The following is a 19863-nucleotide window of genomic DNA, read 5'->3' as shown; positions in this document are numbered from 1 at the left end:
CCGCCGCACGAGCACCCCGACGTCACACCCCGTCAGCCCCCGGACGGGGCACGGCGGCCCGGGACGGAGGGCGGCGGTCTGGGCGGCGCGTGTCGCGGCCCCGTCAGGTCGGGGGCTGGGGGCGGCGTGGCGCCGACTGCCGCTGTCCGGCCCCAGGTCGGTTCGGCTCGCCGGGCCGCGGGGCGCCCACGGGTGGTGCGGGGCGCGGACGGCCGGGGTCGATCCCGGGTTGGTGGGGTCCGGGTGCCAGCGGTGCTCGGGTGTGCTGTGGGCCCGGGTCTGTTCGACCTGCTTGCGCTGCCTGGGGTCTATCGGTGGTGCGGGGCGCGGACGGCCGGGGTCGATCCCGGGTTGGTGGGGTCCGGGTGCCAGCGGTGCTCGGGTGTGCCGTGGGCCCGGGTCTGTTCGACCTGCCCGTGCTGCCTGGGGTCTATCGGTGGTGCGGGGCGCGGATAGCCGGGGTCGATCTCGGGTTGGTGGGGTCCGGGTGCCAGCGGTGCTCGGGTGTGCCGTGGGCCCAGGTCTGTTCGACCTGCTTGCGCTGCCTGGCGTCTATCGGTGGTGCGGGGCACGGGATAGCCGGGGTCGATCTCGGGCTGGTGGGGTCCGGGTGCCACCGGTGCTCGGGTGTGCCGTGGGTCCGCGTCTGCTCGACCTGGCCGCGCCGCCCGGCGCCCGCCGATGTCCGGTGGGTGCGTGTCAGAGGCTCGGCGGTGTCGCGGCCGCGCGGACGACCCCGGTCCGGGGCTCACCGCCCCGGCGTCGCGGGCGCGCGGACCACCCCGCCCCGGCTCACCGCCCGTTCCGTCGCTCCATCCGTCGTGTGGCGAGCAGGAGGGCGATGTCGTCGGGGCGGTCGGCCGTGTGGCGGGCCGTCGCGGTGAGGCGGTCGGCGACGCCGGCGAGGGGGCGGCGGCCTGGGCGGGCGGCCGGGGCGCCGGCTCGGGCCAGGGCGACCCGCAGGGCGGAGATGCCCTCGTCGATGTCCAGTCCGGGGCGCTCCACCAGCCCGTCCGTGTACAGGGCCAGCACGGCGCCGGGCTCGATGCGCAGTTCCGCGACCGGGTACTGCGCCTGCGGGTCCACGCCGAGCACGACACCGCCGGGCAGGTCCACGACCTCCGTGTGACCGTCGGGACGGCGCAGCAGCGGCGGCGGATGTCCCGCACGGGCCGCCCGGGCCAGCCCCGACACGGGATCCAGCCGGATGTAGCAGCAGCTCGCGAACTGACCCGGGTCGAGGTCGATCAGCAGATGGTTCGTCCCGCTGAGCACCTCGTCGGGCGGACGGTCCCCGAGCGCGAACGCCCGTACGGCGCTGCGCAGTTGCCCCATCGTGGCGGCGGCCTGCACACCGTGCCCCTGCACGTCCCCGATCACCAGTGCCAGCCCGTCCCCGGCCTCCACCACGTCGTACCAGTCCCCGCCCACCTCCATGCCCTGGGTGCCCGGCAGATAGCGCCCCGTGGTCTCCACCAGCGGATGCGCGGACAGCCGGCGCGGCAGCAGGGCCTGCTGCAGCCCCCGCGCGAGCGCGGCCTCGCTCTCGTAGCGCTGCGCCTTCTCCATGGCGTGGGCGATCAGCCCGGCCAGCGCCGTCAGCACCGTGCGCTCCTCGGTGCTGAAGCTCCGGGGCCCGTCGAAGCCCAGGATGCAGGAGCCGACCGGCCGCCCCGACGCGATCAGCGGCAGAAAGGCACGGGCGCCCTCCTTGGCGTCCAGCGCGATGCCGGGATAGGCGGCCGCGAGCTGGTCCATGGAGTCGAAGAAGAGCGGCCGGCCGCTGGTGAGCGTCTCCACACCGGGCAGATGGGCGTCCAGCCCCACGCCCTCGAACGGCGTGAGGAAACCGGTGGGGAAACCGCTCTCCCAGGCCAGGTAGAGATGCCGGTCCTGCAGCAGGTAGATGGCGAGTCGCCGGCCGCCGAAGGCGGGCAGCAGCTCCCGCATCACCACCGCCGAGACTTGCCGCGCCGTGACCGCCTCGGTCAGCGCGATCGCGAGGACGATGGGCCGGTACAGCGGCGCCATCGACGGCATCGGGGCCGACGACGTCCCGGGCCGCACCCCGGGTTCGGGCGCGAGGTCGGCGGCCGAGTCCGCCACCCGGGTCGCCGGCCGGAACGTGCACGTCAGGATGGACGGACCGGGGTAGACGGACACGTCGAGCCAGGCACCGTCGTACGGCGCCGTGTCATCGACGTCGGTGTCCGGGGCCGGCCTGCCGACGTGGAAGCGCACCGGGTTCGGGGAGAGCAGCGCGCCGCGCAGATGGTCCTCGAAGGCCGGCTGGCTCAGCCACGGCACGGCCTCCCACAGCGACCGGCCCAGCAGCCGCGTCCGCGGACAGCGCAGCAGCTGGGCGGCGCGCGGATTGGCGTACAGGATCATGCCGAGCCGGTCCAGGCACAGCACGCCGTCGGGCAGCAGATCGGCCGCGGCGTCGGCGAGCGCGCCGGGTCCGGGGTCGACGACGAAGCCCCGGACCGGGTGCGCGCCCGAGGGGGCACCGGGCGGGGCGGGGGCGGCGTACGGGCTCCACAGCTCCACCAGCCGGGGCGCGCCGTCCTCCGCCGCCACGTACAGCGGCAGGGCCGGAGATCTGCCCGTGGCCGTCTCCCGCAGGGCGGCCAGCAGCCGCTGCGGATCGGACGGTGCCACGGCCCGGGCCAGCGTCTCGACACAGACGGCGAACTCCTCCGCCGGCGCGCCCAGCACGGCGGGCAGACGCTCGTCGACGGTCACGATGTCCGTCACCGGGTCCCAGGCGAAGCCCCCGGTCCGCCCCGCCGACGGACGCGCGCCCGGCGGCCGTGCGCACACCGGTTCACCGTCCCACGCCACCGGCGTGCGCGCGCCACCGTCCTCGAGCCGCAGCAGGGCCGCGCCCAGCTCCTCCGCCAGGCGCACCATGTGATCACGGTGGTACTGCAGCTCGGCGGCGTCGGCGGAGGAGGGACGCAGCACGGTCAGCACCCCGAACGTGGTGGACCCGGCCACCACCGGCACGTACAGCGAGCCGAACTGGAACGGCAGCCCGGCCGCGAACTGCGGGTAGCGGCGCATCGTCTCGGTGGCGTTCGGCAGGACGACCTGGACACCGAGCCGGTAGGCATCGGCCACCGGGAACGGCCGGTCCACGTGCATCCGCCACCAGGGCCTGAACAGCGGGCCGGGGAGTCCGGCGAGCGCGGCGAGCCGCAGCAGTCCGGGCGTGCCGGACCGCAGATAGACCCCTCCGGCGTAGCCTCCCGCTGCCCCGATCGCCTCCGTCGAGGTGTCCAGCAGCAGCGCGGCCAGCCGTCCGGGCGTGTGCCGTGCGTCCTCCGCGCTCCCAGTCATCGGCCCTACCTCGTCCGTGCCCGCCCAGCGGGGTGACACAGCAAGAATGCGCCACAAGGTGCCCGTGGCGCACCTGCGCGGACCAGACCATCCCGAACAATCCCTGTTCCGCATGTGGGGGATGTGGGGGTGGACCAAGGCCCGGCAATGATCATGGCCGAAGTGCGCTCCCCCGGAGGCAAAGGCTTGTGGGAGCGCTCCCAAGAGGTCAGGATGCTGCGGTGACCGAGTCTGCCTTCGTACGTCCCTACCGCCCCGAGGACCGCGAGGCCCTCGACGACATCTGCGTCCGCACCGCACACAACGGTGGCGACAGCCGGCCCGTGTACGCCGATCCCACGATCCTCCCGGTCAACTTCGCCGCTCCCTACGTCCACCTGGAGCCGGAACTGGCCTTCGTCCTCGACGACGGCCGGGGACAGGCCGTCGGCTACGTCCTGGGCACCGCCGACACCCCGCGCTTCGTACGGGAGTTCCGCGCCGCATGGCTGCCCCTGGTCGCCGACCGCTACCCCGAGCCCGCCGACCCGGCGACCACCCCGGACGCGGCCATGATCGCGCTGCTGCACGACCCCGAGCGCATGCTGGTCCCCGAAGTCGCCGCCTACCCCGCCCATCTGCACATCGATCTGCTCCCCGACTGGCAGGGACAGGGCCACGGCCGCGCCCTGATGCGCACCTTCCTGCGGGCGCTGCAGGAGCGCGGCACGAAGGCCGTGCACCTCTGCATGGTCACCGCCAACACCGGGGCCAGGGCCTTCTACGACCGCCTCGGCTTCCACGAGATCGACGTGCCCGACCCGGGACCGGTCACCTATCTCGGGCGGTCGACGGGCGACTGGGCCGACGCGTGACGTCCGGCCTCAGATCCAGGTGTCGAGCCACATCCGGGACTGCCAGCCGGTGTAGGGGATCGTCAGGCCGGTGTAGAGCGGGAAGAAGTAGATGAAGTTCCAGACGATCAGCAGCACCAGCGTCCCGGCGCCCACCGCGCCCGCGACCCTGCGCCTCTCCGGCGCCGACCGTGGCCCGAGCAGGGCGCCGATGAGCATGGCCACGGCCAGACAGAGGTAGGGCACGAACGCGACGGCGTAGAAGGAGAAGGCCGTACGGTCCTGGTAGTGGAACCACGGCAGATAGCCGGCTCCCACCGCGCACAGCACCGCGCCCGCCCGCCAGTCCCGGCGCATGGCCCACCGGTACAGCAGATAGACGAGCGCCGCGCACGCCGTCCACCACAGCAGCGGTGTGCCCAGGGCGAGGATCTCCTGGGAGCAGCCGGCGGAGGCACGGCAGCCGTCCTGACCGAACTTCGGCGACTCGTACCGGAAGGCCACGGGCCGTCCCATGACCAGCCAACTCCAAGGATTGGACTGGTACTTGTGCGGGGTGTGCAGGCCGACGTTGAACTGGTAGACCAGGTACTCGTAGTGCCACAGGCTGCGCAGCGGCGCCGGGATCCACGCCCAGGTGCCACCGCGGCCGTCCGCCCAGTGCCGGCCGTAGCCCTGGTCGGACAGGAACCATCCGGTCCAGGTGAGCAGATACGTCACCAGGGCGACCGGCACGAGGGAGAGCACGGACCAGCCCAGGTCCCTGCGGAGCACCGCGCGGTACGGGCGGCGCGCCCCGGCCACGCGGCGGGAGCCGACGTCCCACAGGACGGTCAGGGCCGTGAAGAAGACCAGGAAGTACAGGCCGTTCCACTTGCCGGCGGCCGCCAGCCCCAGGAAGACGCCCGCTGCCAGGCGCCAGGGGCGCGGGCCGGTGCGTGTGCGGGAGCCGGCGTCGTGGTCGGGGCGCGCGAAGCCGTCCGCGTCGAGGGGCAGGGCGGCCGCGAGGCGGGCCCGTGTCCGGTCCCGGTCGACGAGGAGACAGCCGAACGCCGCCAGGGCGAAGAACATGACGACCAGGTCCAGCAGCGCGGTACGGCTCATCACCAGGTGCAGGCCGTCCACGGCCAGCAGAGCCCCGGCCAGACAGCCCAGCGCCGTCGAGCGGAACAGCCTGCGGCCTATCCGGCACAGCATGAGCACCGAGACCGTACCGAGCAGCGCCGTCATGAACCGCCAGCCGAACGGATCGAGACCGAACAGCCCCTCACCGACGGAGATCACCCACTTGCCCATCGGCGGATGCGCGACGAAGCTGCCGGGATCGGAGAGGGGGATGACCTGCGGATGGGCGAGGATCTCCGGATCGGCGATCTTGCGGTCGGGCCAGGTGCCCTCGTAGCCGAGCTTCAGCATCGACCAGGCGTCCTTGGCGTAGTACGTCTCGTCGAAGATCACCACGCGGGGCTGCCCCAGCCGCCAGAACCGCAGGACTCCGGCGAACACGGCGACGAGCAGGGGACCGGCCCACTCCGCCGACCGGGCGAGGCGGGACGAGAGATCGGGTCCGATGCCGACGAACTGCCAGACGCGGACGCCCGGTTGGGGAAAGGGTGGAACCAGGCGCTCGCGAGGACCGGTCCGAGGACCTCCCGGGTACCCGAACCGGCGCAGGCGTTGCGACCAGGCGGTGGCCTCGGCGCTCCGGCCGGCGTCGTCGTCGGTGGCGGTCCGTGTGGGGGTGTCACTCGTCACCGGCTCATCGTAGGGAACGCCCGTGCGGGTCGCGCCATGACGCATGGCGGTCGCGGACCGCGGCGGCCAAGGGCGGTGGCGGGAGCGGCTGGTGCATGATGGAGCGGGTGACCTCGCCGACCTTCGAACGCTGCTGTCAGGAGATCGTCCGCCAGACGGACCTGCTCAGAGCCCAGGTCGCCGGGGCGGACACGACCACCCCGGTGCCCACCTGCCCCGGCTGGGACCTGGCCCGGCTGCTGCGGCACGTGGGCGGGGACCACCGGTGGGCGGAGGAGGTCGTACGGACCCGGGCTGTCGCACCCGTGCCGGACGACTCGGTCAACGACCCGGCCGTGTACGCCCACTTGGACGGCGACGCGCTGGGCGCCTGGCTCGGCGAGGGCGCCAGGACACTCGCCGTGACCCTTCGCGGCGCCGGGCCCGACACCGCCGTATGGACCCCGAGCGACGAGGAGTCCATCGAGCAGTCGGCGATGTTCTGGGCGCGGAGGATGACGTACGAGACGGTCGTCCACCGCGCGGACGCGGCGCTGGCGACCGGCGCCGAGTTCACTCTCGACGAGGATCTCGCGGTCGGCGCGGTGCTGGAGTGGCTGGAGTTCGCGACGGTTCCCGAGGCGTACGAGGAGCGGCCGGACGCGCCGGGTCTGCTCGGGCCCGATCGTGCGCTGTGGTTCGAAGCGCCCGGCGTCGGTGAGTGGTTCGTCGATCTGCGCGGCGACCGCCCTGTCTGGCGCGCCGGCAGCGGAGCGGCCTCCGCGTCGGCCCGCGGCCCGGTGACGGACCTGCTGCTGTTCCTCTACCGCCGCCCCGCGCCCGCCGTCCAGACCCACGGCGACCTGGCGCTGCTCGACCTCTGGCGGACGCGTACGGGCTTCTGGCTGGAGGTGTGAGGAGCCTGCTCCGTACGCCGGGCCGGTCGGGGAACACCCGGCGCGTCGGTGACGAACGCCTGGCTCAGCCGTCGTCGACGGCGGGGAGTTCGCCGGAGCCGCGGGCGAGGTAGCGGGTGGCCAGGACGCGGTGGCGGGCGGGGCCCTGCTCCCCGTCGAGGCGGTCGAAGAGCAGGGTCGCGGCTTCCCGGCCGATGGCGGCGTGGTCCTGGGCGATCACGGAGACGCCGGGTTCGAGAAGCTCGGCCAGCGGCAGGTCGTCGAAGCCGATCAGGGCGACGCGGTGCTGCAGACGGAGTTCCTGCAGGGCTTGGCGGGCGCCGACGGTCAGGAGGTTCTGTCCGGAGACGAGTGCGGTGGGCGGCTGGGGGAGGGTGAGGAGGTCGAGGGCGGCCTGCTGGGCGGCGCGTGTGCCGTGCAGGGCGCGTCGTACGAGGGGGGCGTGCAGGACGCACCCGGTGCGGGCCAGTCCCTCGACGAATCCGGCGTAGCGTTCTTCCGCGGTCCAGATGGTGGGGAGGTCACCGAGGAAGGCGATGCGCCGATGGCCTGCCGCGTGCAGCGTCTGCACCGCGGCCCGTATGCCGGTGCGGTTGTCCACCGTGACGGTGTCCACTCCCGGCGCGGTGGTGGGGCGGTCCACGCAGACGACGGGGGTGCCGCCGCGGCGGGCCGCGTCGAGTTCGGTGTCGGTCCGTCCGGTGGGCACGACGATGAGGCCGTCGACCCGGCGTGCGGTGAAGGTCTCCACCAGGCCGCGTTCACGGACGGGGTCCTCGTCGGTGGAGCCGGCCAGGACCAGGAGGCCGCGGTCGGCGGCGGTGTCCTCCACGGCGCGGTGCAACGCGGCGGAGAAGGGGTTGGCCGCGTCCTCCAGGATCAGCCCGATGGTGTTGGTGCGGCGGTCCGCCCGGCGCAGGCTGCTGGCCGTCAGATCGTGGCGGTAGCCGAGCAGTTCCGCCGCGCGCGTCACGCGCTCGGCCAGATCCGCGGTGACGCCGGGCTTGCCGTTGACGACCCGGGACACGGTGGCGATGCCCACGCCGGCCACCGTGGCGACATCACGCATGGTGGCCGATCGCCGACCGGTGTCGCGCTCCGGGCTGGGCAACGTTTCCACCCCCACTGTGATCGGTCGTCGACTCCAACGATCCTCGCACGCAACCGATTTGCCGCACAGTGTCTGGACAGGGGGAGATGACAGCCGTACGTTGCGGCGAAACGTTTCCAAAAGCCGACTGGAAACGCCCGGCGCCGCGCCCTTTCCGCCGGGCAGGGGTTGCTCACGGCCTTGGACGAGGCCGCGGCACAGCCCTGCCCGCCCCCGCCTCCCACGCGGGTCTCCCGTCCCCATGGCCGCGCCGAAGCTCGCCCGCCTGTGGAAGGAGCGCCATGTCCTCAACGTCCCGTCCCCGCCGCAGACTTCTCGCCGCCCTCGCCGTCCTGTCCGGGCTCGGCATGTTCGCCGCCGCGCCGGCTTCGGCCGACTCGCTGTACCACGAGCAGTACCGCCCCCAGGTGCACTTCAGCCCGGCCCGGAACTGGATGAACGACCCCAACGGCCTGATCTGGTACAAGGGCCGCTACCACCTGTTCTTCCAGTACAACCCGTCCGGTGACACCTGGGGCAACATGTCCTGGGGGCACGCGGTCAGCACCGACCTGGTCCACTGGAAGCAACTGCCGGTGGCCATCGCGCAGGACGACGACGAGATGGTCTTCTCCGGCAGCGTGGTGCTGGACAAGGACAACACCTCCGGCTTGGGCAGCAAGGAGAACCCGCCGCTGGTCGCGGTCTACACGAGCCTGGTGAAGTCCACCGGTGTCCAGCGGCAGTCGCTCGCCTACAGCACGGACGGCGGTACCACCTGGACCAGGTACTCCGGCAATCCCGTCCTCGACCTCGGCTCGGTCAACTTCCGTGACCCGAAGGTCTTCTGGTACGCCCCCACCAAGAGCTGGCTGATGGCCGTCGCCCTCTCGGACCAGCACAGGATCTCCTTCTACAGCTCTCCCGACCTCAAGCACTGGAGCCACCGGAGCGACTTCGGTCCGGCCGGCGCCACCGGCGGGGTGTGGGAGTGCCCGGACCTGTTCCCGTTGCCCGTGGACGGCAACCCGGGCCGGACCAAGTGGGTGCTGGCCGTCAACCTCAACCCCGGTGCCGTCGCCGGAGGTTCCGGCGCCCAGTACTTCGTCGGCGACTTCGACGGCACGCACTTCACCGCCGACGACAGTGGCACCTACACCCCGCCGGGCGGCACGGTGGTGCAGGACTTCGAGTCCGGAACGTTCGGCGACTGGACGGCCGCCGGAAGCGCCTTCGCCGACGCCCCGGCAACCGGAGCCCTGGACGGCCAGAGCCCGGTCACCGGCTTCGAGGGCAAGGACTTCGCCAACAGTTTCCACGGCGGTGACGCCTCCACCGGCACACTGACGTCCCCTGCGTTCACGGTGACCAGCGACTACATCAACTTCAAGGTCGGCGGCGGCAACCACCCCCGCCAGCCCGGCTCCGTAGTGGGTGACGGGCCGACACCGGCCGGTGAGACCCTCGCCGACTTCGAAGGCGGTACCTACTCCAGCCCCATCGGCGACTGGACCGCCACCGGTGACGCCTTCGGGACCGGTCCGGCCCAGGGCACCCTGCCCGACCAGCAGCAGGTCTCCGGTTTCCTGGGCCGCGGCCTCGTCAACAGCTATCTCAACGGTGACACCTCCACCGGCACCCTGACCTCACCGAGCTTCACCATCGACAAGAGGTACCTGGACTTCCTCATCGGCGGCGGCTACCACGCCGCCGGCTCCGACGCCCCCACGGCCGTGGAACTCGTCGTCGGCGGCAAGGTGGTGCGCTCTGCCACCGGCGCCAATGCCGAGGCCTTGAACTGGGCCTCCTGGGACCTGTCGGATCTGCGGGGCAAGCAGGCCCAGATCAAGGTGGTGGACGCCAACACCGGCGGCTGGGGACACATCAACCTCGACCAGGTCGTCCTGTCCGACGCCCAGGCCCAGCCCCGCTCCGCGGAGACCGGCGTCAACCTGCTCGTGGACGGCAAGGTCGTCCAGAGTGCCACCGGCGCCGACTCCGAGGACCTGGACTGGGCTTCCTTCAACACCTCCGCCTACAAGGGCAGGCAGGTCCGGATCCAGATCGTGGACGCCAACACCGGCGGCTGGGGCCACGTTCTCGCCGACCAGTTCACGGCCGCCGACAAGCCCGCCCTGTCCGGCACCCGGCGCGCCCACTGGTTCGACCACGGGCAGGACTTCTACGCCGCCAACACCTTCAACGACGTCCCCGGTGGACGGCGCGTCATGATCGCCTGGATGAACAGCTGGAACTACGGCCAGAGCATCCCCACCAGCCCCTGGCGCAGCGCCGACACCTTCCCCCGCCGCCTCGCCCTGCGGACCGTCGACGGCACGATTCAGCTGGTCCAGCAGCCGGCCGGCGAGCTGAATACCCTGCGCGGCGCCGGCACCAGCGTTCCGGCCACGACCGTCACCGGCGGCATCACCGCGCTCGGCGTCGACGGCAGCCCCCTCGAACTGCAGGCCGAACTGGCCCCGCACACCGCTGCCCGCTTCGGCCTCGACGTGCGTACCGGTGCCGGACAGCGCACCCGGATCGGCTACGACACCACCACCGACGAGGTCTACCTGGACCGCACCGGCTCCGGCGCGACCGGCTTCGACCCCACCTTCTCCAGTGTCGACCGCGCCCCGCTCGCTCTCGACGGCAGGCATCTGCGCCTGCACATCGTCGTCGACGCGTCCTCCGTCGAGGTCTACGCCGAAAACGCACGGGGTGAACAGGTCGTACTCACCGACCAGATCTTCCCCGACCCCTCCAGCACCGGCGTCGACGCCTTCGCCGACGACGGCAGCGCCACCCTCACCCGCCTGCAGGCGTGGCGACTGGAGTCCATCTGGAAGTGAGCGTGCGCAAGGCATGCCTCCGGGCCGGCCGGGCCCGCAGTGCGCACTGGGCCCGGTCGCCGGGGGAGGATCTTGGGCGGGGTGCCAGTGTCAGGTACGGGTCGGCTGGGGTGCCTGCCCCGTTTCCGGTGTCGGGTCCCGGTCGACCGTGTGGGCGGTGTTGGCGGTGCGGGCGAAGTCTCCCGGGGTGAGCGGCGCGTCGGCGGGCCGGTCGGGGCGCGGCAGCGCGGTGGGCGGGTCGGCGCCCATGCGTTCGCAGGTGAGGGCGGAGACGAGGACCGCGTCGTCCACGGCGGCGGCCAGGGAGGCGGCCGCGGCGGCGGCGAGGCTGTGCGGCGTGTGCAGTCCGCGGCGGAGCAGGGCGCCGAGGAGGCCCGCGGTGAAGGCGTCGCCCGCACCGACGGTGTCCACCACGGCGACCTTCCGGCCGGCGCGGCTGAAGCTTCCCGCGCCGGCGTGGAAGGCGTGGGCGCCGTCCGGGCCGTCGGTGATCACGACCAGGAGCGCGCCGAGGTCCAGCCAGCGGGCGGCGATCCGCTCGATCGGCGCATCCGGGTAGAGCCATTCCACGTCCTCGCGGCTGGCCTTGACGATGTGGGCCACACCGACGCTGCGCTCGACGGCGTGCCGGCCGCGTTCCGGGTCACCCAGCAGGGCCGGGCGGATGTTGGGGTCGTAGCTGATCAGCGTCCCGCCGTCGGCCCGCAGCCGCTCGGCGGCGGCGTGGATGTGCTCGCCGCCCGGTGGTGTCCAGGACGCGACGGAGCCGAAGTGCAGCACGCCGGTGCCCGCGGGCACGCGGGCGGTCTCCGCCTCGGTCCACTGCCAGTCCGCCGTGCCGTCCAGATAGAAGTCGTAACTGGCCCGTCCTTGCGGGTCCATGGAGACGACGGCCAGCGTGGTCGGTTCGGCGGCGTACGGGGAGAAGGCCAGGTCGATGCCCTCGGCCACGGCGTGGGCGCGCAGCATCCGGCCGAAGGCGTTGTCGGCCAGCCGCGCCATGAGGGCGATGCGTTGCCCCAGACGGGCGAGACCGACGGCCACGTTGAACGGACTGCCGCCGGGGTGGGCCCGGTAGTCGCCGGGCGCCTCCAGCTGGACCATGTCGACGAGGGCCTCGCCGATCACGGTCACGGCCGGCCCCCGGCCCGTGCCGTGCGTCGCCTCAGTCATGATGTCCTCCGGCCCGGATCTCGCCGGAGCCCCGCTCGATCAGCCGGGTCGGCACGGTGATGGTGGTGGCGGCCGACTCGTCGCCGTCCAGCCTGCGGAAGAGCATCTCGGCGGCCGTCTTGCCCACCTGCTCGATGTTCTGGGCGATGACCGAGATCCCCGGGCTGAGGATGTCGGCCAGGGGGAAGTCGTCGAAGCCCACATGGGCGACCGAGTGCTGCCGGCCGAGGGCGCGCAGCGCGCGAACGGCCCCGATGGTGACCAGGTTCTGACTGGTGAACAGCGCTGTCGGTGGGTCCGGCAGCGACAGGACGTGCCGGGTCGCGTCGATGGCGGCCTGTTCGCTGGCCCCGGTGTGGTGCACGAGTTCGTCGTCGTATGCGATGTGCGCGACTTCCAGGGCGTGCCGGTAGCCGTCGAAGCGCTGGGCGGCGGTGGAGATGGTCGCCCGGTCGCCGAGATAGGCGATGCGGCGGTGGCCGGCCTTCAGCAGGTGGTCGACGGCCGTGACGGCGCCCTGCCGGTTGTCGGAGACGACGGCGTCCGCGTCGAGCAGGCTGGGTTCGCGGTCGACGAAGACCATGCAGGTGCCCGAGCGCTGTTCGCTGATCAGGTAGCTGTGGTCGCGGCCGGCCGGCACGATCACCAGCCCGTCGACCCGGCGGTCGATCAGGGCCTGGGCCAACTCGCGTTCCCTGGCCGGGTCCTCGTCCAGGCTGCCGACCAGCACCAGACTTCCGCGCTCGCGGGCCACGTTCTCCACGGTGCGCGTCAGGGCCGCAGAGAAGGGGTTGGCCGCGTCCTCGACGAGCATCCCGATCGTGGCCGTACGGCCGTCCCCCCGGCGCAGACTGCTGGCGGTGAGGTTGGGCCGGTAGCCCAGTTTGTCGGCGGCCTCGCGGACTCGGGCGACGATCGCCGGATCGACGGTGGGGACGCCGTTGAACACACGCGAGACCGTCTTGATGGCCACGCCGGCCAGCGCGGCCACCTCACGCATGGTGGGGCGGCTGCGAGGGGTCCGGGGCGGCGCCTCACCCTGAGTCATCGTTGTCTCCAACCAATTCCGCGTTACCTACTCGTTGCCCACGCATGTCTATCAGCGTCTTGACGGGCTCGTCCATACAGGCCCAGTATCTCGCCCAGTCAACGTTGTCTCAGCGTCGACCACGGGACGGCTCCGAAAGGGATCAAGCCATGAACTTCACCACCAGCCAGGCATCGAGCCTTCGCAGTCGGCGCATCCGGGCGGCAGCCGTCGGCATCACCGTGTGCCTCGGCGTCACCCTCACCGCCTGCGGTTCCTCGGACTCGAGCAGCTCCGCCTCTGGGTCGGGCGGCGGCGGCAAGGTGGGCGTCTCGCTGATCCTCAAGACGCTCACCAACCCCTACTTCGTGAGCATGGAGAAGGACGCCAAGACCCAGGCCGCCAAGGACAACGTGAGCCTCACCGTGGCGGCGGGCACCACCGACGGCGACACCCAGACGCAGATCACGGCCATCGACAACGCCATCTCGCGCGGCGACAAGGGCATCCTGATCACCACCAACGGCGACGCGGTGAACGCCGCGCTCAAGCGCGCCAAGCAGGCCGGACTGTTCGTGATCGCCCTGGACACCGCGCCCAACCCGGCCGACGTCGCCGACATCACCTACGCCACCGACAACGAGCAGGCCGGCAAGCTCGACGGCCAGTACGCGGCGGCGGCCCTGAACGGCAAGCCCGCGGTCATCGCCATGCTCGACCTGTTCAACAACCAGGTCGTCTCCGTCGACATCGACCGGGACCACGGCTTCCTGGAGGGCCTGGGCATCGACCCGGGCAGCAAGACGGAGAACGGCAAGGAGGCCAAGTCCGGCAAGTACACCGGCGGCAAGGGCGGCACGTACAAGATCGCCTGCCACCAGCCTACCCAGGGCGCCATCGACGGCGGACGCACCGCGATGGAGAACTGTCTGTCGTCCAACCCGGACATCAACGTCGTCTACGCGATCAACGAGCCCGCCGGTGAGGGTGCCTACAACGCGCTGAAGGCGGCCGGCAAGGAGAAGAACGTCGCGATCTACGCGATCGACGGCAGCTGCTCCGGCCTGAAGAACGTCACCAGCGGGACGTTCGCGGCCGACGCCGTGCAGTACCCCGGCAAGATGGCCGCTCTCGGCGTCAGCTCCATCGCCAAGCTGGCCCGCGGCGGCAGCAAGCCCAGCGTGACCAACGGCAAGTCGTTCTACGACACCGGCACCGCGCTGGTCGCCGCCAAGGCCCTCGACGGTCTGACCGTCCAGTCCCCGTCGCAGGCCGCGTCCGCCTGCTGGGGCAGCTGATCCCCTCCGCGCCGGTGCGCCGCCGGCCCCCGACCCCCGGCGGCGCACCCGCACGTCACGAGCCCCGGCGCCCGAATGAAGGCCCGCACGAGGACAATCCGGAAGGACCCCCTGTGACCACCCACGTGGACAGTCAAGCCACACCGGCACCGGCGGAGGAGTTCCTCAACCGGCCCGCCACCCCGGCCCAGCGCATCCACTCCGTGCTGCACCGCCAGCCGGCCCTCAGCCCGGCGATCGTACTGGTACTCGCCGCGATCGTGTTCTCCCTGGTCAACGACCGCTTCTACGCCCTGCAGAACCTGTCGCTGGTGGCCCAGCAGGTCGCTGTCATCGGCTCGCTCGCCGTCGGCCAGACCGTCATCATCCTCACCGCCGGCATCGACCTGTCCATCGGCGCGGTCATGGTGCTCGCCTCGCTGCTGATGTCGAAGCTCGTCGCTGACAACCACTGGCCGGGTGTGACGGCCCTGCTCGCCGGGGCGGTCGTCGCCATCGCGGCCCAGGCCGTGAACGGACTGCTGGTCACCAAGATCAAGCTGCCGCCGTTCATCGTCACCCTCGGCACGCTGAGCGTCTTCACGGCGATCACGCTCATCTACGCCAAGGGACAGACCGTCTCCCTGCAGCCGGGGAACATCCTGATGTGGAGCGGCGAGACGATCTCCATCGGCCAGCTGAACCTGACCTACGGTGTCCTGCTCATGATCGCCCTGTACGTGGTGATCGGCTATGCCCTGCGCTACACCGCCTGGGGCCGGCACCTGTACGCCGTGGGAGACGACATCGAGGCCGCCCGACTGGCCGGCATCTCCGTCAATAGGGTCCTGCTGAGCGCCTACGTGGTCGGCGGCTTCGCCATCGCCGTCGGTGCCTGGATCCTGGTCGGCCGGGTCGGCGGCGGCGACCCCAACAGCGGCCTCAACGCCAATCTGCAGTCCATCACCGCCGTCGTGATCGGCGGAACCAGCCTCTTCGGCGGACGCGGCGTGGTGGTCGGCTCACTGATCGGCGCGCTCATCGTCCAGGTCTTCGTCAACGGCCTCGCACTGGCCGGCATCGACCCCAACTACCAAGTCCTCGCAGTCGGCATCCTGGTGATCGCGGCCGTCTCCGTCGACCAGTGGATCCGGAGCGTGAAGTCGTGACAACCCCCACCGCCCCCGTCCTCGAGGCCAAGGGCCTGGTCAAGGTCTTCGGCAGGGTCGTCGGTCTCAACGACGTCGACCTCACCCTCTACCCCGGCGAGGTCCTCGCCGTCATCGGCGACAACGGCGCCGGCAAGTCCACCCTGATCAAATGCCTGTCCGGAGCCCTTGTTCCCGACCAGGGCAGCATCCTCGTCGACGGCAAGGAGGTCGGCTTCAAGCGCCCTCAGGACGCCCGCGACGCCGGCATCGAGACCGTCTACCAGACGCTCGCCGTCGCCCCGGCACTGGACATCGCCAGCAATCTGTTCCTCGCTCGCGAGATCCGCCGCAAGGGCGTACTCGGTTCGGTGTTCCGCATGCTCGACACCGGCGAGATGAAGAAGCAGGCGGCCGACCACATCAAACGACTCGGTATCAGCACCCTGCAGAACATCAACCAGGCGGTGGAGACCCTCTCCGGAGGCCAGCGCCAGTCGGTGGCCGTCGCCCGCGCGGGCGCCTTCGGCGGCCGGGTCGTCATCCTCGACGAACCCACCGCCGCCCTCGGTGTCCGGGAGACCGGCCAGGTCCTCAAGCTCGTCCGCGACCTGCGCGACCAGGGCCTCGGCGTCATCCTCATCAGCCACAACATGCCGAACGTCTTCGACGTCGCCGACCGCATCCACATCCAGCGTCTCGGCGGCTGCGCCGGCGTCATCACCCCGCAGTCCCACTCCATGGAGGACGCGGTCGCGATCATGACCGGGGCCAAGAAGCTGATCCCGAAGGCCGGTTGACAGCCGCGGCCGGATGTCCGCCACGTACCCGACGCCGGGCGTCGGACAGCCGCACCGCACACCACGCAAGGACACGCCATCGTGAAAAAGACCCTGTTCGCCGAGTTCACCGCCCGCGAGGGGGCCGAGGACGAGGTCGCCGGCCTGCTGCGGGAGTACACCCGGAAGGTGCGTCAGGAGGACGGCAACCTCGCCTTCGAGGCCTACACCAAGGCATCCGACCCGCGCGCCTTCTGGATCTTCGAGGTGTACCAGGACGAGGACGCCTTCCAGGCACACCTCAAGGCTCCGTACGGCGCCCCGTTCAACACCGCCCTGGCCCCGCTGATCGAGGAGGACGCGTCCGTACTGACCTTCCTCGACCCCCTCGGCTGACTCCGACCGGATCCGGGGGCTGAGACGCCGCCGTCGGCGGCAACGACCTTGCGGGGCGCACCGACTCACGGTCGCGCCCCGCCGCGTGTCGTGCCGGCCCGGCTGGTGTGCTCGCCGGCTCCACGTCCGCGAACGCCGAGCACGCCGGATCAACGCCGCTCTCGCCACCGCCCGCTGTCACAGCCGCGGTCCGGGTTGTACAGCAGGCAAGCCGGCTCGCCCTGGAGTGCGTCTGGCGCACCGGCGACCGCGTCGAGATCATGCTGCCCCTGCGCACCAGGGTGGACGCGACCGCGACGACCCGGACGTCAAGGCCGTGCTGCACAGACCCGTCGTCCTGGCTGGAGCTTACGACGGCCGGAGCAACCCGTGGACGCCCCGGCTGGACACCGCGATCGTCAGTCAGACGTCCATTGATCCACAGCGGTGCACCGCGGACGCCGACGGTGAGAGCGTCACCCCGCTGCCCATCGCCCGGGTCCACCACCGGCACCATGACGTCTACTGCCTCACCGACCAACCCCCGTGTTCGCCACCGGAGTTCGCCGCCTGGTGCCGCTTCGGCGAGACCACCGGCACGACCGCCGCCGCCATCGGCAGCGGCAAGACTGTCCGCCTCGCCGGCAAGGCCGCCTGGACCGCAGGACACACCGGCGGCGCGGTCGCGCTGGACGGCACCGAATTCCTCACCCCGCGCCGCGACGCCGGGACCCTCCGGTACGCGATCACCGCGGGCGGCGGCGGAACCGAACGGCGCATCGACGCCGATCCGCTGACGACCGGCCGCTGAGTGCACGTGGGCGTCACCTACGGCGGAGGTACGGCCCTGCTCTGCGTCGACGCGGCGGAGGCCGGACGCAACTCCCGGGTCACCGTCGGGCCGCGGTGCTTCGGCAACCACAGCCGGGCCGTCTGCGTGGGCAGGTCCCGGTACGCCGACCCGCATCTGAAGGCCTCCGTCGACGACTTCCGCGTGTACGGCAGGGTTCTGACGGCTGAGGAGGTCACGGCGCCGGCGCGGGCCTGAGCAAGAGGGGCGAGAGATCTTCACTGAGAATCTTCTATGAATCCGAGGGGCGATTGAACGGACGGGCCCCACGGTCCGTATGGGGCGAGGGATTTCCATGCCCGACCGCCATGACGTAGGAGAACTCTCGTGGGACGCAGCACACGCAGACGCCCGACAGGCCCACGCCGCGCCACCTTCGCGGCCTTCGCGCTGATCCTGGGCGGCGGCGGGCTCGTCGCGGCCAACGTCTACGCCTCCGCCACCGAGGGCGGTTCGGACGGGGAACAGGCCACCACGCGCAGCGCCATGTCCGGCACGATCGACTGTCCGGACGTCGGCAGCAAGCTGACGCAGGTCCCCGACCAGGCGCGGCCCGAGGTCGACCAGCAACTCGCCCAGCTGGACCAGCAGATCGCGGAGGCCTACCAGCGGCTGCAGGCGGCGACCCCGGAACAGCGGCAGGACAGCGGGTTCACGGACGGCACCGTGATGAACCCGCTGAAGGAGAAGCGGACCGAGACCATCGGTCGGATCACCGACGCCATCGACAACGCCGGTGACCGCCCCTCCGGTCTCGACGACCTCGCCGGCTGCTCCCTGCGCACCTGGAACCAGCAGAACGGCGGGCAGGACGCGAGCAGCAGCCCGCAGAACGGCCAGAACCAGGGACAGGACCAGGGTCAGGGCCAGGGCCAAGGTCAGGGTCAGGGCAACCAGCAGTCGGGCAACGGAGGTCAGGCCGGCAACGGGCCGGTCGCCGCGGACTACCAGGACATCAACACCGTCCAGCCCAACGCGGCGCCTGATCTGAACTCCTTCGTCTCCAAGGGCACCTTCACCACCAGTTGCGGTGTCAACGCGGGCGGGCTGCGCAACTCGGACAACGTGATCGTCGCCCCGGGTGTCACCAACGGTGCCCACCACTTCCACGACTACATCGGCAACCAGTCCAACAACGCCTTCGCCAGTGACGACGACCTCGCGAAGGCCGACACCAGCTGCGAGAACCAGGGCGACAAGTCCACGTACTACTGGCCGGTGCTGCGTCTGCAGAACGGAACGCAGGAGAAGGACGCGGGTTCGCCCGGTGGCGGCATCGAGGGCAACGCCGGCCAGATCGTCACGCCCAAGCAGGTCACGATGACGTTCATCGGCAGCCCGCGCAGCCAGGTCACGGAAATGCCGCGGCTGCTGCGCATCATCACCGGTGACGCGAAGGCCTTCGTCAACGGTCCGGCCAACGCCAACGCCTCCTGGAGCTGCACCGGCTTCGAGGACCGGCAGCTCAAGGACAAGTACCCGCTGTGCCCGCAGGGCAGCGACGTGGTGCGCACCTTCCGCTTCCAGAGCTGCTGGGACGGCCGCAACATCGACAGCGCCAACCACCGCACCCACGTGGCCTTCGCCGACGCCTCCGGCAACTGCGCCAACGGGTTCAAGGCGATACCCCAGCTGGTGCAGCGGATCGTCTACGACGTCAAGGCGCCCAGCCTCCAGGACGGCGGCCGTACGACACCGCTGTTCGCGGTGGACTCCTTCCCGGAGCAGCTGCACAAGCCGGTCACGGACCACGGCGACTTCATCAACGTCTTCGACGAGAACCTGATGAAGGAGATGGTGTCCTGCATCAACGGCGGCCGTCAGTGCGGCGCCGGCACCGGTGAGGACCCGGGCGGCGACGGGGGAGCGACCCAGCAGCCGAGCGAGCAGCCCACGGACCAGCCCGGCGGGCAGCAGAGCCAGGACCCGACGGCCGAGCCGACGCAGACCGTCACCACCCCGCCCGCCGGGGGCGACCAGGGCAACGGCGGCGACAAGGGAGACCAGGGCGGCTCCGGCGGCAAGGGCGACCAGGGCGGCGCGTCCGGCTCCGGGAACAACGGCAACCAGGGCTCCGGCTCCGGCGACAACGGCAACGCCGGCTCCGGATCGGGCGAGCAGCAGACGCAGCCCGCGACCACCGCACCGCAGACCCAGCCGGCGAACGACGATCAGCCGACCATCTCCAGCACGTCGGAGCCCAAGGTCTACGCGAAGCCCTCGCCCTCCCGCAGCGCGGCGGCCGCCCCGGCCAACGGCGGCGGCAACGCCGGTGACGGCTCCGCCCAGTCCCAGGCCACCGGCGGCAACGCCCCGATCGCCGCGAACCAGACCGAGCCCCAGGCCGTCCAGGGCGGGAACCTCGCCGCGACCGGCACTTCGCTGTGGCCCGCCGCGGCCGGCACCGTGCTGCTGATCGGCGGCCTGATCCTGCTGGCCCGCTCCAAGCGCACCTTCCTGCGCTGA

15 protein-coding genes are annotated in these 19863 nt (G+C 71.6%); 10 read left to right on the top strand and 5 right to left on the bottom strand.

Features of this window, described 5'->3' with window-relative positions:
* Window positions 1-792: 792 nt before the first annotated feature.
* On the bottom strand, window positions 793-3342 hold the full coding sequence (locus ACWCQ1_RS26375; protein WP_133043770.1) for a SpoIIE family protein phosphatase: 2550 nt from the start codon (window positions 3340-3342) through the stop codon (window positions 793-795).
* A gap of 221 nt (window positions 3343-3563) precedes the next feature.
* On the opposite strand from ACWCQ1_RS26375, the gene ACWCQ1_RS26370 reads away from it, so the two are divergent.
* Window positions 3564-4196 (top strand): GNAT family N-acetyltransferase, encoded by a 633-nt coding sequence (locus ACWCQ1_RS26370; RefSeq protein ID WP_451027521.1) that lies wholly within the window; start codon window positions 3564-3566, stop codon window positions 4194-4196.
* A 9-nt stretch (window positions 4197-4205) separates the two neighbouring features.
* On the opposite strand, the gene ACWCQ1_RS26365 is transcribed toward ACWCQ1_RS26370, so the two are convergent.
* Window positions 4206-5975: a dolichyl-phosphate-mannose--protein mannosyltransferase gene (locus tag ACWCQ1_RS26365; RefSeq protein WP_451027520.1), complete on the bottom strand. Its 1770-nt coding sequence runs from the start codon at window positions 5973-5975 to the stop codon at window positions 4206-4208.
* A gap of 53 nt (window positions 5976-6028) precedes the next feature.
* Here ACWCQ1_RS26365 and ACWCQ1_RS26360 point away from each other — a divergent pair, with 53 nt between their 5' ends.
* Window positions 6029-6826 carry a maleylpyruvate isomerase family mycothiol-dependent enzyme gene (locus ACWCQ1_RS26360; RefSeq protein WP_358601304.1) on the top strand — a complete coding sequence of 266 codons (798 nt, stop codon included), beginning with the start codon at window positions 6029-6031 and terminating at the stop codon, window positions 6824-6826.
* A 64-nt stretch (window positions 6827-6890) separates the two neighbouring features.
* On the opposite strand, the gene ACWCQ1_RS26355 is transcribed toward ACWCQ1_RS26360, so the two are convergent.
* Entirely contained in the window at window positions 6891-7895 is a 1005-nt protein-coding gene (locus ACWCQ1_RS26355; RefSeq protein WP_358601106.1) for a LacI family DNA-binding transcriptional regulator, read from the bottom strand.
* Window positions 7896-8218: 323 nt separating this feature from the next.
* Here ACWCQ1_RS26355 and ACWCQ1_RS26350 point away from each other — a divergent pair, with 323 nt between their 5' ends.
* Window positions 8219-10768 (top strand): GH32 C-terminal domain-containing protein, encoded by a 2550-nt coding sequence (locus tag ACWCQ1_RS26350; protein ID WP_451027519.1) that lies wholly within the window; start codon window positions 8219-8221, stop codon window positions 10766-10768.
* A 90-nt stretch (window positions 10769-10858) separates the two neighbouring features.
* On the opposite strand, the gene ACWCQ1_RS26345 is transcribed toward ACWCQ1_RS26350, so the two are convergent.
* Together ACWCQ1_RS26345 and ACWCQ1_RS26340 are read right to left on the bottom strand one after the other, a co-directional pair.
* Window positions 10859-11941 carry a carbohydrate kinase family protein gene (locus ACWCQ1_RS26345; RefSeq protein WP_358601111.1) on the bottom strand — a complete coding sequence of 361 codons (1083 nt, stop codon included), beginning with the start codon at window positions 11939-11941 and terminating at the stop codon, window positions 10859-10861.
* Entirely contained in the window at window positions 11934-12989 is a 1056-nt protein-coding gene (locus tag ACWCQ1_RS26340) for a LacI family DNA-binding transcriptional regulator (RefSeq protein ID WP_133043775.1), read from the bottom strand. The genes ACWCQ1_RS26345 and ACWCQ1_RS26340 overlap by 8 nt, the downstream gene beginning before the upstream one ends.
* A gap of 149 nt (window positions 12990-13138) precedes the next feature.
* On the opposite strand from ACWCQ1_RS26340, the gene ACWCQ1_RS26335 reads away from it, so the two are divergent.
* The 7 genes from ACWCQ1_RS26335 (at window position 13139) to ACWCQ1_RS26305 (ending at window position 19863) form a co-directional block, all read left to right on the top strand.
* Window positions 13139-14266 carry a substrate-binding domain-containing protein gene (locus ACWCQ1_RS26335; protein ID WP_133043776.1) on the top strand — a complete coding sequence of 376 codons (1128 nt, stop codon included), beginning with the start codon at window positions 13139-13141 and terminating at the stop codon, window positions 14264-14266.
* A gap of 113 nt (window positions 14267-14379) precedes the next feature.
* Window positions 14380-15414, top strand: a complete 1035-nt coding sequence (locus tag ACWCQ1_RS26330) for an ABC transporter permease (protein ID WP_133043777.1) — start codon at window positions 14380-14382, stop codon at window positions 15412-15414.
* The gene (locus tag ACWCQ1_RS26325) at window positions 15411-16193 is read left to right on the top strand and encodes an ATP-binding cassette domain-containing protein (RefSeq protein WP_133043778.1); all 783 of its coding nucleotides are present in this window, start codon (window positions 15411-15413) and stop codon (window positions 16191-16193) included. Before ACWCQ1_RS26330 ends, ACWCQ1_RS26325 begins: the two co-directional genes overlap by 4 nt.
* Before the next feature lie 81 nt (window positions 16194-16274).
* Window positions 16275-16568 (top strand): putative quinol monooxygenase, encoded by a 294-nt coding sequence (locus tag ACWCQ1_RS26320; RefSeq protein WP_451027518.1) that lies wholly within the window; start codon window positions 16275-16277, stop codon window positions 16566-16568.
* Between the two features lie 316 nt (window positions 16569-16884).
* Window positions 16885-17358 carry a hypothetical protein gene (locus ACWCQ1_RS26315; protein WP_451027517.1) on the top strand — a complete coding sequence of 158 codons (474 nt, stop codon included), beginning with the start codon at window positions 16885-16887 and terminating at the stop codon, window positions 17356-17358.
* A 6-nt stretch (window positions 17359-17364) separates the two neighbouring features.
* Window positions 17365-17595, top strand: a complete 231-nt coding sequence (locus ACWCQ1_RS26310) for a LamG-like jellyroll fold domain-containing protein (RefSeq protein ID WP_358601130.1) — start codon at window positions 17365-17367, stop codon at window positions 17593-17595.
* A 129-nt stretch (window positions 17596-17724) separates the two neighbouring features.
* Window positions 17725-19863 carry a DUF1996 domain-containing protein gene (locus tag ACWCQ1_RS26305; protein ID WP_358601133.1) on the top strand — a complete coding sequence of 713 codons (2139 nt, stop codon included), beginning with the start codon at window positions 17725-17727 and terminating at the stop codon, window positions 19861-19863.

The organism is Streptomyces sp. NPDC002144 (genome assembly GCF_053593695.1).
This window is presented reverse-complemented; position numbering and strand designations above follow the sequence as displayed.

Coding starts and splice junctions, on each gene's coding strand:
- ACWCQ1_RS26375 (WP_133043770.1), bottom strand. CDS start 3,342: ATGACTGGGAGCGCGGAGGACGCACGGCACACGCCCGGACGGCTGGCC.
- ACWCQ1_RS26365 (WP_451027520.1), bottom strand. CDS start 5,975: ATGCGTCATGGCGCGACCCGCACGGGCGTTCCCTACGATGAGCCGGTG.
- ACWCQ1_RS26360 (WP_358601304.1), top strand. CDS start 6,029: ATGGAGCGGGTGACCTCGCCGACCTTCGAACGCTGCTGTCAGGAGATC.
- ACWCQ1_RS26355 (WP_358601106.1), bottom strand. CDS start 7,895: ATGCGTGATGTCGCCACGGTGGCCGGCGTGGGCATCGCCACCGTGTCC.
- ACWCQ1_RS26350 (WP_451027519.1), top strand. CDS start 8,219: ATGTCCTCAACGTCCCGTCCCCGCCGCAGACTTCTCGCCGCCCTCGCC.
- ACWCQ1_RS26345 (WP_358601111.1), bottom strand. CDS start 11,941: ATGACTGAGGCGACGCACGGCACGGGCCGGGGGCCGGCCGTGACCGTG.
- ACWCQ1_RS26340 (WP_133043775.1), bottom strand. CDS start 12,989: ATGACTCAGGGTGAGGCGCCGCCCCGGACCCCTCGCAGCCGCCCCACC.
- ACWCQ1_RS26335 (WP_133043776.1), top strand. CDS start 13,139: ATGAACTTCACCACCAGCCAGGCATCGAGCCTTCGCAGTCGGCGCATC.